14 protein-coding genes are annotated in these 14,009 nt (G+C 66.5%); 12 read left to right on the top strand and 2 right to left on the bottom strand.

Annotation, left to right across the window (positions count from 1 at the left end; genetic code table 11):
* Positions 1 to 33 precede the first annotated feature (33 nt).
* The 3 genes from ACSYG9_RS15805 to ACSYG9_RS15815 are packed head-to-tail and all read left to right on the top strand — an operon-like array spanning position 34 to position 1,683.
* Positions 34 to 834, top strand: a complete 801-nt coding sequence (locus ACSYG9_RS15805) for a thymidylate synthase (protein WP_440123469.1) — start codon at positions 34 to 36, stop codon at positions 832 to 834.
* Positions 831 to 1,322 carry a dihydrofolate reductase gene (locus tag ACSYG9_RS15810; protein WP_454839075.1) on the top strand — a complete coding sequence of 164 codons (492 nt, stop codon included), beginning with the start codon at positions 831 to 833 and terminating at the stop codon, positions 1,320 to 1,322. Before ACSYG9_RS15805 ends, ACSYG9_RS15810 begins: the two co-directional genes overlap by 4 nt.
* A 34-nt stretch (positions 1,323 to 1,356) precedes the next feature.
* The gene (locus ACSYG9_RS15815; RefSeq protein ID WP_440123471.1) at positions 1,357 to 1,683 is read left to right on the top strand and encodes a cupin domain-containing protein; all 327 of its coding nucleotides are present in this window, start codon (positions 1,357 to 1,359) and stop codon (positions 1,681 to 1,683) included.
* Between the two features lie 25 nt (positions 1,684 to 1,708).
* Here ACSYG9_RS15815 and ACSYG9_RS15820 read toward each other — a convergent pair whose 3' ends face one another.
* On the bottom strand, positions 1,709 to 3,220 hold the full coding sequence (locus ACSYG9_RS15820) for a carboxylesterase family protein (RefSeq protein WP_440123472.1): 1,512 nt from the start codon (positions 3,218 to 3,220) through the stop codon (positions 1,709 to 1,711).
* A 119-nt stretch (positions 3,221 to 3,339) separates the two neighbouring features.
* On the opposite strand from ACSYG9_RS15820, the gene ACSYG9_RS15825 reads away from it, so the two are divergent.
* The 9 genes from ACSYG9_RS15825 to ACSYG9_RS15865 all read left to right on the top strand — a co-directional run bounded on the left by ACSYG9_RS15825 (position 3,340) and on the right by ACSYG9_RS15865 (position 12,341).
* Positions 3,340 to 5,178: a dynamin family protein gene (locus tag ACSYG9_RS15825; protein WP_440123473.1), complete on the top strand. Its 1,839-nt coding sequence runs from the start codon at positions 3,340 to 3,342 to the stop codon at positions 5,176 to 5,178.
* A complete protein-coding gene (locus ACSYG9_RS15830) occupies positions 5,178 to 6,614 on the top strand; it encodes a GTPase (RefSeq protein WP_440123474.1) in 1,437 nt (478 codons plus the stop codon). Before ACSYG9_RS15825 ends, ACSYG9_RS15830 begins: the two co-directional genes overlap by 1 nt.
* A 59-nt stretch (positions 6,615 to 6,673) precedes the next feature.
* Positions 6,674 to 7,753, top strand: coding sequence for an Hsp70 family protein (locus ACSYG9_RS15835; protein WP_440123475.1), 1,080 nt, complete (start codon positions 6,674 to 6,676; stop codon positions 7,751 to 7,753).
* Between the two features lie 96 nt (positions 7,754 to 7,849).
* Positions 7,850 to 8,224 (top strand): hypothetical protein, encoded by a 375-nt coding sequence (locus ACSYG9_RS15840; RefSeq protein ID WP_440123476.1) that lies wholly within the window; start codon positions 7,850 to 7,852, stop codon positions 8,222 to 8,224.
* Between the two features lie 22 nt (positions 8,225 to 8,246).
* A complete protein-coding gene (locus ACSYG9_RS15845; RefSeq protein ID WP_454839078.1) occupies positions 8,247 to 8,567 on the top strand; it encodes a hypothetical protein in 321 nt (106 codons plus the stop codon).
* A gap of 52 nt (positions 8,568 to 8,619) precedes the next feature.
* The gene (locus ACSYG9_RS15850; RefSeq protein ID WP_454839080.1) at positions 8,620 to 9,138 is read left to right on the top strand and encodes an RNA polymerase sigma factor; all 519 of its coding nucleotides are present in this window, start codon (positions 8,620 to 8,622) and stop codon (positions 9,136 to 9,138) included.
* A 73-nt stretch (positions 9,139 to 9,211) separates the two neighbouring features.
* Entirely contained in the window at positions 9,212 to 9,838 is a 627-nt protein-coding gene (locus ACSYG9_RS15855) for a TetR family transcriptional regulator (protein WP_440123479.1), read from the top strand.
* A complete protein-coding gene (locus ACSYG9_RS15860) occupies positions 9,835 to 11,457 on the top strand; it encodes an acyl-CoA dehydrogenase family protein (protein ID WP_454839081.1) in 1,623 nt (540 codons plus the stop codon). Before ACSYG9_RS15855 ends, ACSYG9_RS15860 begins: the two co-directional genes overlap by 4 nt.
* Before the next feature lie 95 nt (positions 11,458 to 11,552).
* Positions 11,553 to 12,341, top strand: coding sequence for an FAD:protein FMN transferase (locus tag ACSYG9_RS15865; protein WP_454839083.1), 789 nt, complete (start codon positions 11,553 to 11,555; stop codon positions 12,339 to 12,341).
* A gap of 6 nt (positions 12,342 to 12,347) precedes the next feature.
* Here the strand turns inward: ACSYG9_RS15865 and pgi are convergent, their stop codons facing one another.
* Positions 12,348 to 13,982, bottom strand: a complete 1,635-nt coding sequence (gene pgi / locus ACSYG9_RS15870) for a glucose-6-phosphate isomerase (RefSeq protein WP_454839084.1) — start codon at positions 13,980 to 13,982, stop codon at positions 12,348 to 12,350.
* Positions 13,983 to 14,009: the final 27 nt, after the last annotated feature.

Consider the following 14,009-nt stretch of genomic DNA (forward strand, 5'->3'; position numbering starts at 1 on the left):
GCACGGGTGGCGCAGCCGCCTAGACTGCCAACCGTGACTGTCCCGACTCCCTATGAAGATCTGCTGCGCCTCGTCCTGGACACCGGGACCCCGAAGTCCGACCGCACCGGCACCGGCACACGCAGCGTGTTCGGGCATCAGATGCGCTTCGACCTCGCGCAGGGCTTTCCGCTGATCACCACGAAGAAGGTCCACCTCAAGTCGATCGTCTACGAGTTGCTGTGGTTCCTGCGCGGCGACTCGAACGTGAAGTGGCTGCAGGAGCACGGGGTCACCATCTGGGATGAATGGGCGACCGACGAGGGAGAGCTCGGACCTGTCTACGGCGTCCAGTGGCGGTCGTGGCCGGCACCCGACGGCAGGCACATCGACCAGATCTCCGGTGTGATCGACACGATCCGGAACAACCCCGATTCGCGTCGCATGATCGTGTCGGCGTGGAACGTCGCGGATCTCGACGACATGGCGCTGATGCCGTGCCACGCGTTCTTCCAGTTCTACGTCGCCGACGGCAAGCTCAGCTGTCAGCTGTACCAGCGCAGCGCCGACATGTTCCTCGGCGTGCCGTTCAACATCGCCAGCTACGCACTGCTCACCCACATGGTGGCGCAGCAGACCGGACTCGACGTCGGCGAGTTCATCTGGACCGGCGGCGACTGCCACATCTACGACAACCACATCGAGCAGGTCACCGAACAACTCACCCGCGAGGCGTACGGGTACCCGACGCTGAGGCTGGCACCGCGCGATTCGATCTTCGACTACCGCTTCGAAGACGTCGAGATCGTCGACTACCGGCACCACCCCGCGATCAAGGCACCGGTGGCGGTGTGAGCGACCATGTCACGCTGATCTGGGCACAGACTCCCGGCGGTGTGATCGGCCGCGACGGCGCTATCCCGTGGCACGTCCCGGAGGACATGGCGTTCTTCAGGAAGGCGACGATGGGCAAGCCCGTCGTGATGGGCCGGCTCACCTGGGATTCGCTGCCGGAACGATTCCGGCCATTGCCCGGCCGCCGCAATGTGGTGGTCACGCGCAACCCCGAGTGGTCGGCCGACGGTGCCCTCACCGCGTCGAGTGTCGACGAGGCACTGGCGAGGGCCGGTGACGGCGAGATCGTCGTGATGGGCGGCGGTCAGATCTACGCGCAGGCGATGGATCACGCCACACAGCTGCTCGTCACCGAGGTCGATCTCGAGGTCGACGGCGATGCCCTTGCCCCGCCGGTCGGACCGGAGTGGATTACTGCCGACACCGGCGAGTGGACGACGTCCACCTCCGGAACCCGATTCCGATGGATCCGGTACATCCGAAGTTGAGTGGCGGATCTTCCGGTACGCCATACTGCGAACCATGGACAAGCTCTCGCTCACCGCGCTGGCCCGACAGCAACTGAAACTTGCCGCCACCTCGAGTAGCGGACGCAGCTCGCACACCGTGTTCGGTGGGCACGCCAAGAGCCTGCGGCAGACCGTCGTCGCGCTCCAGGCCGGACGGGAACTGCGCGAGCACGACAGCCCGGGCGAGGCGACCCTGCAAATCCTTACCGGTCAGTTGCAGTTGATCGCAGGAGACAATTCGTGGAAGGGCTCGCCCGGCGATCTGCTGATCATCCCGCCGGAGCGGCACAGCGTCGAAGCGCTCGAAGACGTTGCGTTCCTGCTCACCGTGTCCATGTGAGCCACGCTCGAGATGAGCGAAGTGCCTACAGCACAGGGGAATAGCCGCGATAGCCTTCCCATGCGAGTCTCCGCTCACTGCGAGGATCGTGCTCCACGCGGGTCGGCACGTCGAACACCACGGTCGCGCGGTCGGTCTCGTCGTAGCGAGGCCACGACGGCAACGGTTCGCCGTGTCGCGCGAACTGCAGCCACTGGCGTTGTACCGAGGCGGAGACCGTCCGCAGATCACGACGGCCACCCACCGAGGTGAGCAGCCTGCCCAGCAGTTCGTCGGCCTGTCCGAACACGGCCAGCAGTTCGACGGCGTGCGTGGCGTCGAAACCCGTCCATCGAAGCAGGCGGGGAGCGAAGTCGTAGCGGTAGGCGAACGTCGGTGCGTGGCGTGAGTGTGCTTGGGCGATCTGCACCGACGGATACCAGAAGGTGGTGTCGCCGCCGAGGTCGATGGCGGCACGTTCGGAGGGATACCCGGGATACGCTGCGGTGATGCGTTCGTGGGCGTCGGGGTCGGTGCCCGCGAACATCCGCTCGATCCGTTGCGGATCGGTGGGGAGTGCATCGAGGAACCGCGGGAAGAGCGCACCCTCGCGGTCGTTCGTTCCGATGATCAAGGGGACCGGGTGCGCGGTGCCCGCTTCGTACGCCTCGAGTGGTGCCACCGGCAGGTACTTCCCGTCGACGACCGGACCGAACGGGTGCAGCCCCGGCGTCGCACGCAGGACCGAGGCACCGAGGCGTGAGCCGGCACGACCCAGTTCTGCCGGGGATGCATCCGACAGCGCCTTCGCTGCGGTGGCGGCGTCGGCGCCGAGCAATTCGACGAAGCGCCGACCCCACTCGCGAGTGCGGTCGACGGTGTTGACCAGCCCCGGCGCGGGGCTCTGCGCGATCGCGCGCGCGAACAGTCCGTGCGCGGCAGGGGTCGCGAGCAAAGTGGTGATCGACGTGCCGCCCGCGGACTCACCGAAGATGGTCACGTTCTGCGGGTCTCCGCCGAACGCGGCGATGTTGCGTTGGACCCATTCGAGCGCTGCCACTTGGTCGCGGAGACCGAGATTGGAATCGAAGAGGCGAGAGGCGCCGGAGTACTCGGTGAAGTCGAGATAGCCGAGCGCGCCGAGACGATAGTTGAGCGAGACGTACACGATGTCGCCGTCGCGCACGAGGGATTCTCCGTTGTACACGGACAACGCGCTGGTGCCCATGGTGAAGGCACCACCGTGGATGAACACCATCACCGGCCGGGGCGTGTGGACGCGGCCGGACGGGGCGAGCACGTTGAGCGTCAGACAGTCTTCGCCGGCGGCGACCCGGGTGCCCGAGCCGGTGACCAGGCCGCGTGGATGCTGGCTCGCGGCGTTTCCGAAGCGAGTCGCGTCGAGGACACCCGACCACGGCTCGACGGGTTGCGGCGCACGCAACCGCAACGGGCCGACCGGCGGCGCGGCATAGGGGATACCCCGCCAGGCGACGAGGTCGCCATTGCGGATTCCGCGGACGGCGCCGTCCGGGGTGACGAGCATCTCGGACGTCATGGTGCGCACTGTACGTGACGTCCCGTCACACCAGTGTGAGCATCGTGCCTCTATGTCCGGTAATGCCCGGTTTTCCGGTGTCCGATACTGTCGCATCCGGTGCAGGAGAGGAGGTGCTGGTGACCGGAACCCAGACCACGCAGCCCGCGCAATCCGCTGCAGAGACGACTCGTTCCGAGGGTGTCGACGTAGATGTACTGGTCGAGGCGTCGGTGAAGGTGCTGCGCGCGTACGGGCGCAATGCCACGGCCGAGCTCGCCTTGGCCAAATCGAAAGCACCCGTGCAGCGCCGCACCGTGGTGGTGGTGGGGGAGGTGCAGCGTGGTAAGAGCGCGCTGGTCAACGCTCTCGTCGAGGAACTCGATGCGTCACCGTCCGCCGTCGAGACCACCACGTCCGCAGCGGTGCGGTTCGTGCCGCCCGACGATCGGCACCCGCCGGGATCCGTCGAACTTCTGTACGCAGATCGAAGTGTGCCGATCTCTCGCGCCGAACTGCCGGACTGGATCACCAGCAATGGTGCGCGCGTCTCCGACCCCACGATCGAAGACCTGCCGACCGGCGCGGTGGTCGCGACCGCGCGGCCCGTCCTTGGCGGAGCCGTCGTCGTGGACACCCCGGGCTCCGGTGGGCTCGTCGCCTCCCACACTGCGCTTGCAACACAGTCGGCACGGCAGGCTTCGGTGCTGGTGATGGTGTGCGACGCGTCCACCCCGCTGACCGAACCCGAGATGACCTTCCTGCGCGATGCGTCCGCGTCCGTCGAATCGGTGGTGGTCGTAGTCACCAAGACCGACAAGAACCTGCGACGCTGGCGCCCCATCGTGGGCGAGAACCGCGCCTTGATCGAGCGCCATCTGCAGCGGCAGATACCGGTGCTGGGCGTGTCGAGCCTGCGTGCGGCACTCGCTGCGCAGATGCCGCCCGGTCACGCACGGGACCGGGCCGAACGAGCGTCGGGCATCGTCGAACTGCGCGCGCAGATCAATGCCCTGCTCGACACGAGAGCAGAGCTTCCCCATGCCGATACGCTCCGTACTCTCCTCGAAGGACTTCGCCGCGTCGAGGAACGGGTCGCCTCGGATATCGCGGTGATCGACGACAACGCCACCGCAACCGCTGATCTCACCGCCGAACGCGACCGCCTGCAGGATTTGAAGAACCGGTCGCAACAGTGGGAGCAGTACCTTGCCCGTGATCTGACGCTCGCCCGCCAGGCCGCGCTCGCCCACCTCGACGAGGAACTCGACCGGATCCGACAGCAGTGGACGACCCGCGTCAACAAGTCGTCCCTGGAAGTGATGCGGCGCAGCGCGCAGAGTTTCACCGCCGACATGCAGACCGATCTGCTCGCGGCGATGGAATCGGCAGCGCAGGTGTTCCTCGAACGCATCGAAGTGATCGTCGCGGAACTGTTCGGCCCGAACTCACCGCAGTGGTCTCAGATCCGCGAACTCGTGTGGGCCGCGATGCAGACCGGCACCGTCAGCTCGGCCGAGGTCGGTTCGAAACGTCAGGGTCTGCTCGACCCGAGCGTGCTGACGATGGGCATGATCGGCACGTCGATGCTCGGCGCGGTCATCGGTGTGGGTGCCGTGGCCGGGGTGGTGTGGGTGGCCGTCAACCTCGGCTACAAGGCGATGCGGACAGGAAAGACCAACCTCCTGAACTGGTTGCGGGAGACGTTGGCCGCGACCCGCACAGGCACCTCGCGCATGCTCGAGTCGGCGTTGTCGGTGGGACGGCCGGAGATCGTGCTGCGCCACCGCGACGACCTGAAGAGTCGTATCGAGGATCTGCAGAGTCAATTGAAGGAAGCGCAGGAAACTGCCAGGCTCGATGCCGCGACACGTGAGAAGACCCTGGAGCGGTTGAAGAAGAACCGGAAGATCGTGCACAACCGGATCGAGGCGATCGAGAAACTGCTGGGATCCCAGACTTCGGGAGTGCAGAGTTGATGCCTCAGGGTGGGAGCCCCCAGCGAGCCGTCGATCCGGTACACGCTCGGATCGAGTCGGCACTGCACTCTCTGGCGAATTTGGGCGGTGATCTACCGTCGCACGCGTCGCGGATCGGCGCGATCCTCTTCTCGCCGCCGCGCATCGTCGTCGTCGGTCGCCTCAAAGCCGGTAAGTCGACACTGGTCAATGCACTGATCGGTGCCCCGCTGGCCGAGACCGCGGCTCTCGAGGCGACCAACGTCGTCACCGTCTACAGCAACGGCGCTCCGTCGCGAGCCGAGGTGGTCAAACTCGACGGCAGTGTCGTCCCGCAGCCGTTGAGTTTCGGGGGGACGGTCGAACCCGCTTTTCCGCCCACCGAAATCGCCTATGTGCAGCGGTTTCTCCCGTCCCAGTCGTTGTCGGACATCACGTTGATCGACACGCCGGGGCTCGCGACGCTGACGGTCGACAATGCCGCCACGACCCGGCGTGCGCTGATCGACGGATACGAGCAGACCCGCACGGCGTCGGTGGATGCAGACGCGGCGATCTTCCTTTTCGATTCCGCACCGCGCGCCGACGAGGTCGATTTCCTGCATCAGCTCGGGTTCACGCCGCTGACGACGCTCGGGGTACTCTCTCGCGCCGACGGTTTCGGGGAGGGGGCACTGGGCCGACGCGACCCGATCCCACACGCCGCGGACCACGCGGCCGTGCTGGCGGCGCAACTACCCGGACTGGTCGGCTCGGTGATTCCCGTTGCGGGTCTGCTCGCGGAGACCAGCCACACGGGCCGACTCACCGAGACCGATGCGCGGGCGTTGCGTTCGCTGGCGGGGCCGCCCGGCCGGGAACTGTTCGACATCATCGACGTGGGTGATCCGATGCCGGTGGACCCATCCACCGTTGAGCGACTGCTCGACCTGGTGGGCGAGTACGGGCTCGTGCACGGACGTCAGGTGGCGACGGGGGGTGCACATGCGTTGGGGACCTGGCTGTCCGAACGATCCGGCATCGGCCGCCTCCGCGAGGTGCTGCACACCTCTCTGCGTGAATACGCGGTGCTGCAACGTGCAGGCCGGATCCTGCGGGAGATCGATTCGCTCGCCTACGCTCATCCCGCACGCGATCACATCCGGTCGATCGCGTACGCCCTGGAGAACGATCCGGCGCTGACGCCGGTGTTGTTGTTGCGGGCGCTGCGGGCACTGTTGCGGGCAGATCCGTCCGCGGCGCTGGTTGCGGAACTGGTAGACCTGCTGCGCGGCCGGACGTTCGCCGAGCGGTTGCGTCTGCCACCCTCGGCGCCTGCGGGCGCCATCCGTGACGCAGCGGCGCAGCGGCTCGCAGCGGTCCAGCAGCGCACGTTGACCGCGTCCACCGCAGCCGAGGATGCAGCTCTGACGGTGCTCACGCGGGCCTATACCACCATCTGGCGGACCCATAGTTGATTTCGGAATCGGATAGGGCATGATGTCGGACGAAACGGTGTGCTCGTAGAGGGGGTTCGTTGTCCGGCTGGATGCTGTCGATCGACTTCGGTGCGTCGAATACGGTTGCTGCGCATACCAATCCGATACGCGGTACCGTCGAGTCGCTGATCGTCGATGATGCGGTCCGGCCCATCGAGGTGGTGTACGAGCGGACCCTCGCCGCACATCACGGACAACGTCCGAAGGTCGTGGTCCTCACGCATCCGGACGCCTGGTCGGAGCAGCAGATCCGGACGCTCGCCGACGCCGGGGCGCGGGCGGGCATCGATGCGCGCACGATCATGACGGTCTCCGAGGCTCGGGCCACCGTCGAGTACTGCACCCAGGGCCGGACTCTACGAGACGGGACGGTGTACGCGGTCTGCGACCTCGGCGGCACCTCGCTGGATACGGCCGTGGTTGTCGTGACCGAGACCGGGAGATTCGAGGTGGTAGCAGCCCGAGGCGACGACACTCTCGGCGGCCGCACCCTCGACGCGGCCGTGCGCAGGTGGGCGGAAGGCGTGTTCACCACGCGCGAACCGGGATTCGCTGCGCAACTGCAGCAGGCGCCGCTGGGTGTGCACCGGGAGTTCGACGAGCAGGCGCGACGCGCGAAAGAGGTACTGACGTACGAGCCGACGGCCACGATCGCTGTGACGCTCGACGGTACCGAATACGCCGCGACTCTGACTCGCGAGGAATTCGACGCTGCGATCACACCCCACATCGACCGTGTGGTCGAGACCATGTGGGGCACCTTGACCGATGCCCGGCTCGGGGTAGGGGATCTCGACGTTCTGTGCGCGACCGGAGGATCTGCGCGAATTCCCCTGTTACGTAACAGGCTGGCGCACCTCGGCCCTCTCGCGACCCCGAGCGATCCCGCGGTGGTGGCAGAGGGGGCGCTGATCTTGGCCGAGAACAGCAGGCGGAGCCTGCGCGCCCGCGCGATCGGCTGGATCCGACCCGTGGGGATCGTGGTGGCAAGTGCCCTGATCGTGGCGGGGGTCACCGTTGCCGCTGTGCGGGGGCTGCCGGAGAATTCCTCGGCTCGGGGGGACGGGACTGCCCCGGTGAGCACGGAGACGATGGTCGTCGACGACGGCTGGTCGTAGTCTTCGGTTCGGCCGATGTTCGTCGGCCGGGAACATTTGCGGTTGTCGCTGCATCTCATTGTCGTAAGCAGGTGAGCAGCGAGAATCGAGGACAAGATGGCAGAGAATCCTTACGGTGTCGGACCGGGATCCAGTTCGGAGCAGGGCCCGGTCCCGAACCCGGCACTCGGCGAGGGCGCGGTCGACCGTGACGGCGACGGAGTTGCCGACACCCTGTACGTCGACCTCGACGGTGACGGGCGTATCGATGGTGCACTGTTCGATCACAACGAGGACGGCGTGATCGACGAAGGTGACTTCGACATGGACGGCGACGGTATCGTCGACACCGTGATGGTCGACGTCGATGGCGATGGAGTGGCCGACGTCATGGGCGTCGACTACGACCAGGACGGATATGCCGACGAGGTCTACACACTCGAATCCGACACCGGATCGGCGGAGTCCACCGACTCGACCGGCCTGATGTGACCGACTCCGGGAAGGGGACGCGATGAGCGACTCGGATGTCTCCCTGTGGGAGGCCTTGGGACTGTCACCCGACAGTGCTCTCGAACCGGTGCCCGATGACGTGTGGGACGGTGCTGTGGGGGCAGCGGTGGATCCCGATGCAGTGATCGTCGCCTCCGGACTCGTGCCGGACGACGCATCTGCGGTCGCCGGCGACGACATCGTTCTCGACGATGACGAAATCGTTCTCGACGGTACCGATTCCGCCCTGGAAGACGAGACCTCCGATGCGTACAGCGATCCCGGAACCGACCTGGACGAGCCGGTCTCCGGTGGACTGGACGGGCTCGACCTGGGATGGTGATGCTCGGCCGAGGTCGGGGACGGTAATCTACCGCCACGACATGGGGGTATGAATGGACGACGACGAGCTGATCGCGCAGTGCCGAGCAGGCGACACCGCAGCGTTCGGTGAGCTGGTGGGTGCCTATCGAACCCGGACCTGGGCGGTGTGTCTCCAGATCACCGGCAACCGGCACGACGCCGAAGATGCGCTGCAGGACGCATTGACTGCGGCATGGCAGAACCTGGACAAGTTCCGGGGCACCGCCAAGTTCAGCACGTGGCTGCATCGCATCGCGGCGAACGCGGCTCTGGCGACCGTGCGTCGTCGCCGCGAGGTGATGGTCGACGAGATCGATCTGGGTGTGAGTTCCGAGTCGCCGGTAGCCGACCGCGTCGTCGACGTGGACGCGGTGCGCCGCGCGCTCGCAGACCTGCCGGACGAATATCGCACCGCGGTGGTGCTCCGTGAATACGCGCAGCTCAGCTATGCCGAGATCGCGGAGCATCAGGGGATCGGGGTGCAGACCGTCAAGAGCCGGATCAATCGTGCGCGCACCCGTCTGGTGGAGGCCCTCGCTCCCGCGGTGTGACCGTCGCCGGTGCGCGATGCTCCTTGACCCGAGGGCCTTGACTCAAGGGATGAACCGAAGTTCAATACTTGATGTGGCCTATCGGCGTACTCCCGCAGTGCAGCAACGACTCGACGCCCAACGCGACTCCATCGCGGCCGCGGCGGTCGCGTTGTTGACCGAACACGGGTACCAGGGGTTGTCCATCGCAGCCGTCGCCGAGCGAGCCGGGGTCGCCACCGGTACCGTCTACCGGCATTTCACGGACAAATCCGATCTCATGGTCCGTGTCTTCCGTGAACAGTGCGGTCGCGAGGTCGCCGCGGTCAGCGCCGTCGCCACCACCGGAACGGCCGCCGAACGTATCGCGCGTGTCATCGAGACGTTCGCCTCCCGCGCATTGCGGAAACCGACCCTGGCATACGCCCTGCTCGCGGAACCGGTCGACGCCGCCGTCGACGCCGAGCGACTCCAATTCCGTCGTGCGTTCGCCGCCTCGTTCGCCGATGCGATCCGACTCGGTGTCACCACCGGCGAACTACCCCCGCAGAACCCCGGGCTCGTAGCCGCAGCCCTCGTCGGGGCCGTCGGTGAAGTCCTCACCGGCCCCCTCAGCGTCGGTGAGGCGGCCGCCACCACCATTCCCGACCTTGTCACCCTCGGTCTGCGCGCGGCAGGATGCGACCCGGCCCTCGACCGGCACGAAGGAGTTCCGTCATGACATTCCCGGCCACCCACGAAGTGTTCAATCAGGTACCCGATCTCGTGCCCTATCAGGCGGCCGACGACCGAACGCTGCTCGAAGGGCTGCGCCGCGAGGGCGCATCCTGGGCCGAATACGAGGTCCGTGAACTCGGTGTGCGCGCCGGTGGTGTCGAGGCGCAGGAATGGGGCAGGCTCGCCAACGAGTACCCGCCCGTGTTGCACACCCACGACCGCTACGGAAACCGGGTGGACGAGGTCGAATTCCATCCGCACTGGCACGACCTGATGACCGTCGCCGTCGAACACGGCCTGCACGGCGCACCCTGGCGTGATCCTCGTCCGGGCGCGCACGTCGCCCGCGCCGCCAAGTTCTACGTGTGGGGACAGGCCGAAGCCGGGCACATGTGCCCCATCTCCATGACCTACGCCGCGATCCCCGCGCTCCGGCACAACCCGGAGCTCGCGGCGATCTACGAGCCGCTCCTCGCGGCACCCCACTACGACTTCGGCCTGCGCGAACCGTCGTCCAAGCGCGGCCTGATCGCAGGCATGTCGATGACCGAGAAGCAGGGCGGCTCCGACGTCCGTGCCAACACGACGACGGCGACACCCAACGCCGACGGCAGCTACACGATCGTCGGCCACAAGTGGTTCACCTCGGCTCCGATGTCCGACGTATTCCTGACCCTGGCCAATACGGAGACCGGCTCGTCGTGCTTCCTGCTGCCGCGGGTCCTGCCCGACGGCACCCGCAATCGCATCCATATCCAGCGTCTGAAGGACAAGCTCGGCAACAGATCGAACGCGTCGTCCGAGATCGAATACCAGGGTGCGATCGGATGGCTTGTGGGGCCGGAAGGGCGCGGCGTCAACACGATCATCGAGATGGTGAACATGACCAGGCTCGACTGCGTCATCGGCTCGTCGACCGGAATGCGGGCGGCCACGCTACGCGCCGTGCATCATGCGCGTCACCGTAAGGCGTTCGGTGCGTTGCTCATCGATCAGCCGCTCATGCGCAACGTCCTCGCCGATCTCGTCGTCGAATCCGAGGCGGCGACCACGATGATGATGAGGCTCGCCGGAGCGACCGACCGCGCGAGCGGTGACGAACAGGAAGCGGCGCTGCGCCGGATCGCACTCGCGGTCACCAAGTACTGGGTGTGCAAGCGCGCCCCCGCGCACAGTGCCGAAGCCCTCGAATGCCTCGGCGGCAACGGCTATGCCGAGGAATCGGGTATGCCGCGGCTCTACCGGGAAGCACCGCTCATGTCCATCTGGGAGGGCTCGGGCAACGTCGCAGCTCTCGACGCGCTTCGCGCGATGGTCAAGCAACCCGGCAGCGTCGACGCGTTCTTCTCCGAAGTACGACTGGCCGAAGGCGCCGACAGCCGGCTCGACGACGCGATCTCACGCCTCGGCAAGGAACTCGCCGACATCGAGAACATCGAATATCGAGCCCGGCGCATCGTCGAACTCATGGCACTGGTGCTGCAGGGAGCTCAACTGGTGCGGCACGGGCACCCCGCGGTGGCCGATGCGTTCTGCGCGAGCAGGCTCGATTCCGATTGGGGAATCGCACTGGGCACTCTGCCCACAGGGGTTGACACCGAAGGAATTCTGTCTCGAATCTGACCACGGCCGGGATCTGTTTCGGCACCTGACCGGCGCGAATATTCGAGGCATACTGGAGACCAACGTCCCAGAAACGATTGCGGGTGGTGCCCGTCATGATCAGCAGCACACAGTGGCGGGGGTGGGGGGAAGACGTCGCGGTGGCAGTCACAGAATGCGCAGCACTCGGTGAAGCCGAAGAACTCGTGCGGTCGGTTGTCGAGGAATCGGCGGCCGCATGCGACCTCCGACGCGGCGACGCGGAGATTCATACGGTGAACCTGGCGCAGGGCACACCGGTGCGGGTGAGCCCGAGACTGGCGGCACTCCTGCGGTCTGCACTGTGGGCTGCGCGGATGACGGACGGCGCGGTCGATCCCGTCGCGGGCGACGACGCGAGACTCGACGAGAAATCCGTGCCGCCGATCCATCCGATCCCGCGCTACCTCGACGTGCAGCTCGACGACGAGACAGTGCTCGCACCGTGGGGTGCGAGCCTCGACATCACCGCTACCGCGCACGCCGACGTCACCGACAGGGCGGCGACGCTGGTCGCGACCGTCCTCGAATGCGGGGTGCTGGTGCAGATGGGCGCCACGATTGCGACCGCGGGGCACTGCCCCGCGGGCGGGTGGCAGGTGTCGCTGCCCGACCACGGGATCGTCGAGCTGCCTGCTGGTGCCGCGATGAGTTCGCGGACGTCGGCCGCCGGCGAGCAACGATGGGGCACGATCACCGTCATCGCAGCGGACGCAGTGTGGGCCGATGCCGCCGCGGCGACGGCGCTGCATCGGGGTATCGGAGCGATATCGTGGCTCGAGCAGTACGAACTGGCGGGCCGCCTCATCGATTCGAGAGGCCGGGTCCACACGACGTCGACGTGGTCGGATCCACGTGCGGCCTGAGCTCTGTCAACTCTTGCGCATGCGGTGATACGTCCGGATCAGGGCGTCGGTGGAGGCGTCGCCCGCCGAGATCGTGTCCTCGCTGTCCAACGCAGGTTGTAGTGCCGTGGCCTGGACCTTTCCCAACTCGACACCCCACTGGTCGAACGAATCGATGCCCCACACCACCCCCTGTACGAACACCTGGTGCTCGTACAGCGCGATGAGCTGGCCGAGCGTGGACGGCGACAACTGCGGTGCGAGGATCGTCGTCGACGGCCGGTTTCCGGGCATAACCTTGTGCGCCACCAGCTCGTCCGCGGTGCCTTCGGCGCGGATCTGTTCCGCAGATTTCCCGAACGCCAGCACCTTCGATTGCGCAAGCATGTTCGCCATCAGCGTCGCCTGCATCGACCCTGTGCCGTCGCGGCCCGGGAGGTCCACCAGTGCCCGCGCGAACCCGATGAAGTCGGCGGGCACCAGGTGCGTGCCCTGGTGCAGTAGCTGATAGAACGCGTGCTGCCCGTTGGTGCCCGGTTCGCCCCAGAAGATCTCACCGGTCGGGTAGTCGACGGCAGACCCGTCGATCCGCACCGACTTGCCGTTCGACTCCATCGTCAGCTGCTGTAGGTATGCCGGAAACCGCACCAGGTCATTGGCATACGGCAGCACCGCCCGCGACTGGGCGCCGAGGAAACTCGTGTACCACACACCCAGCATCCCGAGCAGAATCGGAGCGTTCTGCGGTAGCGGCGCCGTGCGGAAATGAGTGTCCATCGTGTGGAAGCCGGCCAAAAATTCCGCGAACCGATCGCGGCCGATCGCGCACATCACGGACAGCCCGATCGCCGAATCCACCGAGTACCGGCCCCCGACCCAATCCCAGAACCCGAACATGTTCGCCGGATCTATCCCGAACTCGACGACCCGTTCACGGTGCGTCGAGACTGCCACGAAATGCGACGCCACCGCATCGCCTCCGAGCGCAGCAACCAGCCAGCGTCGCGCGGCCGTGGCGTTCGAGAGGGTTTCGAGTGTCGAGAAGGTCTTCGATGCCACCACGAACAGCGTGGACGCGGGATCGAGTCCGGTGAGCACTGCCGTCAGATCAGCCGGGTCCACATTCGACACGAACCGCACCTCGGGGCCGTCGGCGTAGTGGCGCATCGCGCGGGTGACCATCACCGGCCCCAGGTCGGAGCCGCCGATACCGATGTTGACGACCGTCGCGATCTTCTCTCCCGTAGCGCCACGCCACGCGCCCGAACGCACCCGATCGGTGAACTCACCCATCGCGCTCAGCACCTCGTGTACCTGTGCGGTCACGTCCTCACCGTCGACGACCAGCGACGAATCGCGGGGAAGCCGCAGTGCAGTGTGCAGGACGGAGCGGTCCTCGGTGACGTTGATGCGCTCCCCGGCGAACATTGCGTCCCGTCGGTCTTCGACCCGCGCTGCTCGCACGAGACCGAGCAACAACTCCAGGGTTCGCTCGGTGACCAGGTGCTTGCTGTAGTCGATCGACAGCTCGCCCGCGGATGTGCACATTCGCGTGGCACGCTGAGGGTCCTGCTCGAAGAGATCCCGCAGGTGTATCGACTCGACCTCCGCCCGATGCGCGGCGAGTTCCTGCCATTCGACAGTGGAGGTGATGTCGATCATGCGAGAAGACTATCTCTCACCTGCGGT

This window comes from Rhodococcus sp. SJ-2, from assembly GCF_053750035.1.

What these genes read in the sequence shown, in the direction of transcription:
- ACSYG9_RS15815 (WP_440123471.1), top strand. Translation starts at nt 1,357, where the DNA reads ATGGACAAGCTCTCGCTCACCGCGCTGGCCCGACAGCAACTGAAACTT.
- ACSYG9_RS15820 (WP_440123472.1), bottom strand. Translation starts at nt 3,220, where the DNA reads ATGACGTCCGAGATGCTCGTCACCCCGGACGGCGCCGTCCGCGGAATC.
- ACSYG9_RS15830 (WP_440123474.1), top strand. Translation starts at nt 5,178, where the DNA reads ATGCCTCAGGGTGGGAGCCCCCAGCGAGCCGTCGATCCGGTACACGCT.
- ACSYG9_RS15840 (WP_440123476.1), top strand. Translation starts at nt 7,850, where the DNA reads ATGGCAGAGAATCCTTACGGTGTCGGACCGGGATCCAGTTCGGAGCAG.
- ACSYG9_RS15845 (WP_454839078.1), top strand. Translation starts at nt 8,247, where the DNA reads ATGAGCGACTCGGATGTCTCCCTGTGGGAGGCCTTGGGACTGTCACCC.
- ACSYG9_RS15850 (WP_454839080.1), top strand. Translation starts at nt 8,620, where the DNA reads ATGGACGACGACGAGCTGATCGCGCAGTGCCGAGCAGGCGACACCGCA.
- ACSYG9_RS15860 (WP_454839081.1), top strand. Translation starts at nt 9,835, where the DNA reads ATGACATTCCCGGCCACCCACGAAGTGTTCAATCAGGTACCCGATCTC.
- ACSYG9_RS15865 (WP_454839083.1), top strand. Translation starts at nt 11,553, where the DNA reads ATGATCAGCAGCACACAGTGGCGGGGGTGGGGGGAAGACGTCGCGGTG.
- pgi (WP_454839084.1), bottom strand. Translation starts at nt 13,982, where the DNA reads ATGATCGACATCACCTCCACTGTCGAATGGCAGGAACTCGCCGCGCAT.